This is a genomic window from Microcystis sp. M049S2, from assembly GCF_020245625.1.
Classification (GTDB): Bacteria; Cyanobacteriota; Cyanobacteriia; order Cyanobacteriales; family Microcystaceae; genus Microcystis; species Microcystis ichthyoblabe_A.
In genome coordinates this window covers 1-3,363 of record NZ_JADBUN010000250.1, presented here as the reverse complement: position 1 = coordinate 3,363, position 3,363 = coordinate 1, and the positions used below count along the sequence as shown (strand labels likewise).

At 38.3% G+C, this 3,363-nt stretch carries 2 protein-coding genes and 2 pseudogenes; 1 reads left to right on the top strand and 3 read right to left on the bottom strand.

Translation table 11 applies throughout. The features are described from left to right. Positions 1-578: pseudogene (locus IM496_RS19560) on the bottom strand (hypothetical protein); the annotation flags it as partial. A gap of 946 nt (positions 579-1,524) precedes the next feature. On the opposite strand from IM496_RS19560, the gene IM496_RS19555 reads away from it, so the two are divergent. Then, a complete protein-coding gene (locus IM496_RS19555; protein WP_104396236.1) occupies positions 1,525-2,199 on the top strand; it encodes a hypothetical protein in 675 nt (224 codons plus the stop codon). 53 nt (positions 2,200-2,252) lie between these two features. On the opposite strand, the gene IM496_RS19550 is transcribed toward IM496_RS19555, so the two are convergent. Together IM496_RS19550 and IM496_RS19545 are read right to left on the bottom strand one after the other, a co-directional pair. Then, the gene (locus tag IM496_RS19550; RefSeq protein WP_194018295.1) at positions 2,253-3,191 is read right to left on the bottom strand and encodes a GDP-L-fucose synthase family protein; all 939 of its coding nucleotides are present in this window, start codon (positions 3,189-3,191) and stop codon (positions 2,253-2,255) included. Positions 3,192-3,203: 12 nt separating this feature from the next. Then, positions 3,204-3,363, bottom strand: a pseudogene (locus IM496_RS19545) (GDP-mannose 4,6-dehydratase); the annotation flags it as partial.

The window sequence follows — 3,363 nt, the reverse complement described above, 5'->3', positions numbered from 1 at the left end:
TTGATTTTTGATATTTTTTTATTATTTTCCTCTAGTTTCTGTTTTGCCTCTTCCGCTTTTACCCGGTTTATCGAATTGTTGGCAGACTGTCCAGCAATTTTCTCTAATAGGGTAGAATCATATTGACTTCTAATAATTCTATTATTATTTTCTAGTATATTAATATTATCTTGTTTTGTTTGTATTTTACTTAATAAAGTTTTATTTTCTTTATTATTTAAATTATTTTTAATATCAGCATATTGCAAACAAATTGGAGAAACTTTACCTAAATGTCCTATTTCTTCATCTTGATAATTATTATTTTTATAATCAACTAAAAAAGTTGTAATTAAATCATAATCTCTATCTGGACTATTATTTTTATTGTAACTTTGCCATTCGCTGTAACAAGGATATATTTGTTGGGGGCTTAAATGCCACCTACTAATATCATCTAATCCTGTAAAAACATTAACTAAGATGAAAATATCAACAATTATTATTACCAATAAACTTACTTTATTTAATGGTTTATCATTAATCCTTCTTGATCTCCTGAAAAACTGATTCCACAAATTATTAAGTTTAGTAAACATAATCTACTCCTAAGTACAGGACAAAAAGGATGATATTTGGAAACTTCCCGCGCTCTCCCCTATGAAGATTATTTTAGCAACAGCATCCGGTTCGCGGGTGATGGGGGAGAATATTTTTGGCTTACTCGATCGCAAAACTTAAAGTTAATTGTGTCATTATGGGGTTAGAGGCGAGACTTTTTTAGCTACCCACCTCTGTGAGTCTAGCAATCTTTCACTCTCTCTATTTCTATCTTTAGTTGGCTTATTTCTCATCTTTCTGAGGTAGGGTGGCCGATGTGTGATTTGGTTCATAGGCATTGGGGGTGGTTCGGGTTTATGAGCAAGGTTATCTACAAGAGGAGCTTATGGATAAATTTATTGGTTTGAGTATGCTGATTTTTGGGTTTGTAATGATGGCCTTTAATCCAGCAGTTGGGGTGCTAGTGGCTCTTTTTGGGTTGATCGTGACTTGGAATAGCGAGAGAACTGTTTCTGTTCGATCACAGGACAGGGATAGGGTTCCTTGTCCTCATTGTGCTGAGTTAATTCAACCGAAAGCGAAGGTGTGCCGTTTCTGTGGGGCCAGGTTTAGATGACCCCTTGTCCTAAGTTTGGGATCGGTGGCAACCCGATCAGAGGTTTCTTCAGTTTTTTGTTACAATTGTTACATTTTGTCACAGATTCTAATTCGATCGGGTGATTTTTTTTGATAGGATTGAACCTATAATTTTATAATAAATAGGTCTTGTTCTCCATTAACCGTGCCAAACTAAGAACTGCGGACAAATCAAGAGTTTTGGCGTTTCAATAGACCAAATAAACTAATAACTGGCAGTTAGTCGGAAATCTCAGTTATTTTTTGCTAAAATTCTCCTTCTACCCGCATTTTCTTGCTTGGAAACAAACTTTTTTCCGCTTTCGTCTCTATCTTTAACTCGCTCCCACTAGGAAACTCAAGGGTAAGATGCTATATTTTCAAAAGCAGGGTCGTCATCATCCTCTGACACTATTAACAATGCTTTTAAGTGCTTCTTTCGTTGTGGTCTCCCTTTCCTTGACTCCTGCGATCGCACGTCAATTCGCCCCAATTAACCCGATTAAACCAATTCCTTTGGGAAATGACCGATTAATTCCTGCTGGCACAGATATCCCTGTAAAATACGAGCAGGGGGAAAAAATTCTTTTAACCAAACAAGAAACTTTTTCTTTATCTCTAACCGTCACCGATAATATCAAAAATTCCCAAGGACAGACAATTATTCCTGATGGTAGTCAGATTATCGGAGAAATTAAACCCGATGGTCAAGGTTCGCGTTTTCTATCCCAAAAAATCTTTTTAAAAACCCGTCAACCCCAAGAAAAATCTATCGATGCTATTTCGGCAGTTTTCACCCGTATAGAAAGGCTAATTAAGGGAGTTAACCCCGATAAAATTATTCAGGGTGCAGTATTAGGAAAATCCGCCGCTTCTGTCCTCGCTTCCTTTACTTCTGACCAACCAGTTAGCGAGATTATACGAGGAGGAGGATTAGAAGTATTAGCCGGCTGGTTATTACGAGGAGAATCGGTGGAATTATTGTCAATTAACCCCAAGGAAGATTTAAAGTTAACCCTTCGTTCTGATTTTACAGGTCAGTAAGCTTAAAAAAATCAGGTGTGTTAGTTATTAATCTAACACACCAGCTATCGAGACTAAGCGGCGTTTTGTCGATACCATTCAATGGTTTTTCGCAAACCTTCTTTAAATTCCATTTGAGCAACAAAACCGAATTTTTCTTGAGCGCGGGTTGTATCTAAACAGCGTCGCGGTTGACCATTCGGTTTATCTATTTCCCAAACAATTTCGCCATCAAAACCCATTAAATCACAGATTAATTCCACTAAATCTTTGATAGAAATCTCATAATTTGTACCAAGATTAACTGGGTCTGATTCATTATAGAATTGACTGGCCATGACAATGCCTCGCGCTGCATCGGTGGAGTAGAGAAACTCCCGGGTTGGACTACCATCTCCCCAGACAGGAAGTTGTTTATCCCCCCGTTGTTGTGCCTCATAAACCTTGCGAATTAAAGCAGGAATTACATGGGAACTACCCGGATCAAAATTATCCTCCGGCCCGTATAAATTCACCGGTAAAAGATAAATTCCGTTGAAACCATACTGCAAACGATAGGACTCTAATTGTACCAATAAAGCCTTTTTAGCGATACCATAGGGCGCATTGGTTTCTTCGGGATATCCTGACCATAAATCGTCTTCATGGAAAGGTACTGGAGTAAATTTTGGATAGGCACAAATTGTCCCCACACAGACAAATTTTTGCACTCCTGCTAGATAGGCAGCGTGAATTAATTGGGTTCCCATCATCAAATTATCATAGAATAATTCGGCGGGTTTTTCCCGATTAAGACCGATACCTCCCACATGGGCAGCCAAATGGATAATTAAATCTTCTTCGTTGGCTAAACGTTGACAGTTTTCCCAAACTCTCAAATCACAATCTTTAGACCGAGGAATTGTAATTTTTTCGGGATTTGCCCCCGATGCAATTAATTGATTAACTACTTGCCGACCTAAAAATCCGCCCCCCCCGGTGACGACGATTCTTTGTTCGCTTAAATTCAGCATATTTTCACCTCTTTAATCCACAGTTGTCATCGAACGATTGCGAAGATAAGCCAAATCTTTTAATAACTGTTGGCTATCACCACCGTTATTAAGATTAATCCCCAAAGCCGCTAAATCCGCATCTACCATTAATTTTACCAGTCCCTCGAACGTCACCGACGGCTGCCAACCT